The organism is Aneurinibacillus aneurinilyticus ATCC 12856 (genome assembly GCF_000466385.1).
Taxonomy (GTDB): domain Bacteria; phylum Bacillota; class Bacilli; order Aneurinibacillales; family Aneurinibacillaceae; genus Aneurinibacillus; species Aneurinibacillus aneurinilyticus.
Genome location: NZ_KE952656.1, coordinates 1 through 6,171, shown reverse-complemented (window position 1 = coordinate 6,171; position 6,171 = coordinate 1). Strand labels below are relative to the sequence as shown.

Genomic DNA, 6,171 nt, shown 5'->3' with positions numbered 1-6,171 from the left:
GTTTCTGAATCACAACAATAACTGGCAATATGTCAAGAATCTTTAGGCTAACGCCTAACCGAAAGAAATCCCCTCCCTACTCACTTCGTTCCTTGAGGAAGGGGACTTCTTTCGGAAAGCTGTTAAATAGCAAGGATATTGATTAAACAATAGTGATAAAAAATAAGCTGGCAATCCCTTCCTTTAAGAAGTGATTTTGCCAGCTTAAATCAAACAGCTACATAATATTATGCAAAAGATTTAGACAGATTTGCCATTTCGATAGCCGCTGCGGCCGCTTCCCATCCTTTATTTCCCGCCTTTGTGCCTGCCCGTTCAATAGCCTGTTCAATCGTATCGGTCGTCAGCACGCCAAAAATTGCTGGAACACCGGTGGACAGTCCGATAGAAGCGACACCTTTTGCCGTCTCATTGCACACATAGTCAAAATGAGGGGTAGAGCCGCGAATCACCGTTCCGAGCGCAATAACCGCATCGTATTTACCTGATTCGGCCATCTTCTTTACGAACAATGGAATTTCGAACGCCCCTGGTACCCATGCTACTTCTACGTTGTTTTCTTCCACACCATGACGCTTGAGTGCATCCAGCGCACCACCCAGCAGCTTGCTGGTAATAAATTCATTAAAACGCCCGACAACGATCCCGATTCGTAATCCCGTTCCTACTAAATTTCCTTCATATACTTTTGCCATAATTAAGCCCCCAAATCATATCGTTTTTATTTTCTTTTATTTCCACAAAAAGCTGAACAACGGATGCCGCCATTATAAATTCAATAAGTGACCGAGCTTGCTTTGCTTCGTGCGAAGATATCGTTCATTGTCAGCCACCGCTTCCACCTGTAAAGGTACCCGCTCAACCATCTGCAAGCCATAACCTTCCACACCTTTGATTTTACGCGGATTGTTCGTTAAAAGACGCATCTTGCCCACGCCTAAATCGGCAAGAATTTGTGCCCCGATACCATACTCCCTCAAGTCGGCCGCAAACCCTAATTTCTCGTTTGCCTCTACTGTATCCAGCCCTGTTTCCTGCAGCTTATATGCTTTTAGCTTATTGATGAGTCCGATGCCCCGGCCTTCCTGACGCATATACAGCAGCACACCACGGCCGGCTTCTTCGATTTGCCGCAATGCCGCATGCAGCTGTGGCCCGCAATCGCAGCGGAACGAGCCGAAAACATCCCCTGTCAAACACTCGGAATGCACCCGGACAAGTGTCGGTGTCTCAGCATCCAGTTCACCTTTCACCAAAGCCACATGCTCTTTACCATCCACATCATTCGTATATGCCACCATACGGAAGTGCCCGTATTCAGTCGGAAGCACAACTTCAACTTCCCGTTTTACCAGCTTGTCATAACGTGTACGATAACGAATCAATTCCTCAATCGTAATCATTTTCAAATCGTGCTTTTTCGCGATTTGTGCCAAATCCGGTACCCGCGCCATCGAACCGTCCTCATTCATAATCTCACAGATAACTCCGGCCGGATAGCTGCCGCACAGACGCGCCAAATCCACTGCTGCTTCCGTATGGCCTGCACGGCGCAATACGCCCCCTTTTCGCGCAATAAGCGGGAAGATGTGTCCAGGACGGCGGAAGTTCTCCGGGCCGTACGCAGAATCCATCATCGCCTGTACCGTTTGGGCCCGCTCGAATGCGGAGATACCAGTCGTAGTTGTCGCTTCATCGATCGACACAGTAAACGCTGTTCCATGCGCATCAGTGTTACGATCTACCATCGGGGCTAGCGCAAGTTCCGTTGCCCGCTCTTCCGTAATCGGTGCACAGACTAACCCACGGCCGTGCGTAACCATAAAATTAATCATCGCGGCATCCGTTTTCTCTGCCAATGCAACAAAATCCCCTTCATTCTCGCGATCTTCGTCATCCACAACAATAATCGGTTTGCCCTGTTTCAAATCCAGAATCGCTTCTTCAATCGAATGAAACATGATCTCCACCCCTTGTTTTGCTTAATCAAGAAATCCGTGTTCGGACAGAAAGCTTTCCGTCAGTGAGGCGCGGCTCTTCCTCTGTTCGTGCCGTATAACGAATCGCTCGATATATTTGCCTATCATATCGCATTCGAGATTGACCGAATCGCCTTTTTCCTTGTACTGTAGCACCGTCTCGGCCAACGTATGCGGAATAATAGAGACGGTAAAGCAAGTATCACCTATGTCCACAACCGTCAGGCTAATACCATCGATAGCAACAGACCCTTTCGGAATGATATATCGTAACAGTGTATCGTCTGCTTCTACTGTATACAGCACTGCATTTCTGTATGGACGTTTATCTGCAATAAGCCCGGTACCATCCACATGTCCGGAAACAAAATGCCCGCCGAATCGGTCGCCCGCCGCCATCGCCCGCTCTAGATTTACCCGCGAACCTGGTCCAATCATGGATAAGTTTGTTTTCTTTAACGTTTCCGGCACAACGTCCACCGTAAAATTCCGGGGAGAAAATGCTGTAACCGTCAGGCAAATACCGTTGACTGCAATGCTGTCTCCTAATTTAACATCGGTCAGCACCTTGTTGGCGGATATATCCAGCACAGCAGAGCGATCTCCCCGTTTGATAGAACGGATGGCCCCCATTTCTTCGATAATTCCCGTAAACACATACTCACCCCCATATCGGATACCCGGTGATTTTAATATCATCACCGATTTTTTCGAATGAAAGATCGGCAAGGGATACGGCATTGTTCATATCTTCAATGCCCAGTCCGCCGAATGGTGTAGGAGCTCCCTGTCCGGCCACCAGCTTCGGTGCAATGTAGGAAACCACCTTGTCAATCGCCTGTGCATGCAGAAAAGCGCTATTAATCTGACTGCCGCCTTCTACAAGTACAGAAGAAATCTGCTGTTCACCAAGCAAAGTGAGCAAACGTTGAATATCTACCTTTGTATTGCTTCCTGTAGAAAAAACACGAACCCCCATCTCTTCAAGCTGTTCCCATTTCATTGGATCGGCACGTTCGGTAGTAAAAATCCATGTCGGCGCCTGTTTATCGGTCAGCACCCTTGCATCCAATCGGATGCGCAATGTCGTATCAATAATGACGCGGACAGGATTTTGGCCGCCCAGTGCCAGGCGGGTCGTTAGCTGCGGATCGTCAGTCAGCACCGTATTGACACCAACAAGAATCGCATCATGCTCATGTCGCATCCGATGTACCTCCAGGCGGGCCTCTTCACCAGTAATCCAGCGGCTGCTTCCAGCATATGTTGCTACCTTGCCATCAAGCGTCATTGCAGTTTTGACTGTCACGAACGGTTTCTTTGTCGTAATAAATTTAATGAATACTTCATTCAATCTTTTTGCTTCTATTTCACAAATACCTGTAAGTACCTCAATGCCTGCATCAGCAAGCGCCGTGACTCCGCGTCCCGCCACCAGCGGATTCGGGTCAAGCATCGCTATGACTACCGTACAAACCCCCTGCTCAACGAGCGCATCCGCACAAGGCGGCGTTTGACCATAATGGCTGCACGGCTCCAGTGTGACATAGGCCGTCGCTCCTCTCGCTGCATCCCCTGCCATGCGAAGCGCTTGAACCTCGGCATGTGCCTCACCAGCTCGCAGGTGCGCACCCATACCGACAATGCGACCATCCTTGACAAGTACACAGCCTACAGCCGGGTTAGGGCTGGTCTGGCCTCGTACTGCTTCTGCAAGCCGCAGTGCAAGCTCCATATAGTCCCTATGTCCCATCCTTCCATCCCCCTTGCCTGTTTTCTAAATGTTCCATCACTTTCATCATCTGTTCACTCCAACAAGAGCAGGAATAAGACGCAAATCACCATAATGGCACAAAAAAGGCGTATGATTCCGTCATCTCCCTGTGTAAACCGATATCGGTCGGGGCAGGAGAAAATAACGGTGTCATACGCCTGACATTCTTTATCACAAGTACACATGACCTTTCATGCCTATGACAAAGAAAGCCCTGAAAGACGGCATCATACCGCTTTCAGGGCTCGTTTTTCCGAAAAAAGATAGATCGATGACAGGGTCTAATCCGCTTCTCCACTCCCATAAGAAAAGCGAAAGAAACGCACTCCAAATATGAGCAGACTACACCTGCATTCCGAACTACATATCCTTCTCCCATCCAGACTATACTGTCGGTCCCGGATTCACACCAGGTCAGCATTGGTTGTATAAACCGCAGCTCACGGACTGAAGAGACCTATGCCTCTAACACCGCCGGTAGGGAATTTCACCCTGCCCCGAAGGATTACTCCGATGAAATTGTACCTTTAGTATATCGTATCCATCATAGCCTGTCCACGCTCAATTTCACATCGCCAAACAGGCTCACAAGTTGTAGGTTGCCCAGCCGCTGTGATAGAATAAAACGAACGAACGAAAAGGAGTGAATACATAATGGCGAAAAAAGGCAGCATCGAGCTTGAAAACGGCAACAAAATCCTGATTGACTTCTACCCGGAGGCCGCTCCCGGCACGGTTGAGAACTTTGAGAAACTAGCGAACGAGGGCTTCTACAACGGCCTGTCGTTTCACCGCGTAATTCCTGGTTTTGTAAGTCAGGGTGGCTGCCCGCATGGCACAGGAACCGGCGGACCTGGCTACACTATCAAATGCGAAACACAAGGCAATCCACACAAGCATGTTCCCGGCGCGCTTTCAATGGCACATGCAGGACGCGACACTGGCGGCAGCCAATTCTTCATCGTGCATGAGGCCCAACCACACTTAGACGGTGTACATACTGTATTCGGTCAGGTTACCGAAGGCTTGGAGCATGCCAAAAACATGCGCAATGGAGACAAAATGAAAGAAGTAAAAGTCTGGGAAGAGTAGACCTTCCTTGTAGAAATGGGGCGGGCACACATGTCCACCCCGTTGTTTGTATTAGTTTAGCTGATCCATAAACGCCTTCAGCTTCTGCACATAGGCTTTGCTCAACAGATCGCATCCGTCCAGAATGGTCTGCCGGTATGCTTGGCTCGGCGCCTGATCCGGCTTTCTGTCAATCACCATGTACGTAATTGCTTCAATGAATTGATCCCCCGCTTTTACTTTTACTATCTCTCTGCTATACGAAATGCCCTCGCCCTCCCGTGCATCCAAGTTCGGCAGCAGTTCCGGCGGAATCAAATAGAGTACTCCTTCCGTTTCGCTGCCTAGGGAAGGAACGATATCTGCTACGCCCCCGCCCCATTTTTGATGGGAATAGCGTGTGAAGCCAACTCGGTAATCAGGCAACACGGCCCGGCCTATAACACAAAACTGCGGCACATCAATCATAAAGCTGTTCCGGTTCATGCACGAACCATACGCGAAGTAAGGGAGCCATCCCCGCCCTTTCCTGTGCATCCGCCAGTCACCGGATGGAACAAATTCCGCCTTATCGTCCAGCCATGTCCGTCTTTCCTTCGGATAAACGTAGATATAGCAGGAAATTGCCTCCCCTGTCCTAGTATTCGCCCTGATGACGATCCGTTCATACTCTCCTTCTTCGCAGCCTTCCAGCTTATCCATCGCTTGCAGCGCTTCTTCCAGCCGTCCGGAATCCAGTTCAAGCAGTTGACCGTTTACAATACCCTGCCCACGGATAACCGCCGGATATCCATAAGACAAATCATACAACCAGCCTCTAACCGTTGCCTCTCTTACATTTGTTACAAACGGTTCCACAACGGTATGGTTACATTCTCCCCGACAAAGCGTTCCATATACAAATACATGACACAGCATCGTTCTTGATCCCCCTTCTGTTCCTTTTCCCTATTTGATCAAAGCAGCATAAATATGACTCATTGTATCTTGAATCCGTTCCAGTTCTGCGAACCGATGTCCGCCGTTTGGAAAGGAAACAAATGTGCCGCAACCTTTAAGCATTTTTCTCGTTTGAGTATGGTCAAGACGTTCATCATCTTCACATACAAAAACATGCAGCAGCGCGTGATTTCCTTCCAAGTAGATTTCCTGAAACATATCTCGCAGCTGTTTAATATGCCCTTCGGTAAATACGAACGGTTCACCTGTATCATAATTCGTATTTTCCCCCAGACAATCCATCAACGTCGCAAACGGCATCAGCGACGGATTTAAGAGCGCAGCATGACAGTCATATTTCACTGATAAATAATAAGCCAAGGGTGTTGATTATCCAGTATGATCCAG

General features: G+C 48.7%; 7 protein-coding genes and 1 riboswitch. Of the genes, 1 reads left to right on the top strand and 6 read right to left on the bottom strand.

Annotated elements, in window-relative coordinates; genetic code table 11:
• Positions 1–227 precede the first annotated feature (227 nt).
• The 4 genes from ribH to ribD all read right to left on the bottom strand — a co-directional run bounded on the left by ribH (position 228) and on the right by ribD (position 3,732).
• Positions 228–695 carry a 6,7-dimethyl-8-ribityllumazine synthase gene (gene ribH, locus HMPREF0083_RS00660; protein WP_021618965.1) on the bottom strand — a complete coding sequence of 156 codons (468 nt, stop codon included), beginning with the start codon at positions 693–695 and terminating at the stop codon, positions 228–230.
• A gap of 72 nt (positions 696–767) precedes the next feature.
• On the bottom strand, positions 768–1,961 hold the full coding sequence (locus HMPREF0083_RS00655) for a bifunctional 3,4-dihydroxy-2-butanone-4-phosphate synthase/GTP cyclohydrolase II (RefSeq protein WP_021618964.1): 1,194 nt from the start codon (positions 1,959–1,961) through the stop codon (positions 768–770).
• Positions 1,962–1,982: 21 nt separating this feature from the next.
• Positions 1,983–2,636 (bottom strand): riboflavin synthase, encoded by a 654-nt coding sequence (ribE, locus tag HMPREF0083_RS00650; RefSeq protein WP_040301009.1) that lies wholly within the window; start codon positions 2,634–2,636, stop codon positions 1,983–1,985.
• Between the two features lie 4 nt (positions 2,637–2,640).
• On the bottom strand, positions 2,641–3,732 hold the full coding sequence (ribD, locus tag HMPREF0083_RS00645; RefSeq protein WP_021618962.1) for a bifunctional diaminohydroxyphosphoribosylaminopyrimidine deaminase/5-amino-6-(5-phosphoribosylamino)uracil reductase RibD: 1,092 nt from the start codon (positions 3,730–3,732) through the stop codon (positions 2,641–2,643).
• A gap of 384 nt (positions 3,733–4,116) precedes the next feature.
• Positions 4,117–4,262: riboswitch (FMN riboswitch) on the bottom strand.
• Positions 4,263–4,407: 145 nt separating this feature from the next.
• On the opposite strand from ribD, the gene HMPREF0083_RS00640 reads away from it, so the two are divergent.
• Entirely contained in the window at positions 4,408–4,845 is a 438-nt protein-coding gene (locus HMPREF0083_RS00640; protein WP_021618959.1) for a peptidylprolyl isomerase, read from the top strand.
• Positions 4,846–4,896: 51 nt separating this feature from the next.
• Here HMPREF0083_RS00640 and HMPREF0083_RS00635 read toward each other — a convergent pair whose 3' ends face one another.
• Together HMPREF0083_RS00635 and HMPREF0083_RS26040 are read right to left on the bottom strand one after the other, a co-directional pair.
• Positions 4,897–5,742 (bottom strand): gamma-glutamylcyclotransferase family protein, encoded by an 846-nt coding sequence (locus HMPREF0083_RS00635; protein WP_021618958.1) that lies wholly within the window; start codon positions 5,740–5,742, stop codon positions 4,897–4,899.
• 30 nt (positions 5,743–5,772) lie between these two features.
• Positions 5,773–6,144 carry a YqiA/YcfP family alpha/beta fold hydrolase gene (locus tag HMPREF0083_RS26040; RefSeq protein WP_051354489.1) on the bottom strand — a complete coding sequence of 124 codons (372 nt, stop codon included), beginning with the start codon at positions 6,142–6,144 and terminating at the stop codon, positions 5,773–5,775.
• Between the last annotated feature and the right edge of the window lie 27 nt (positions 6,145–6,171).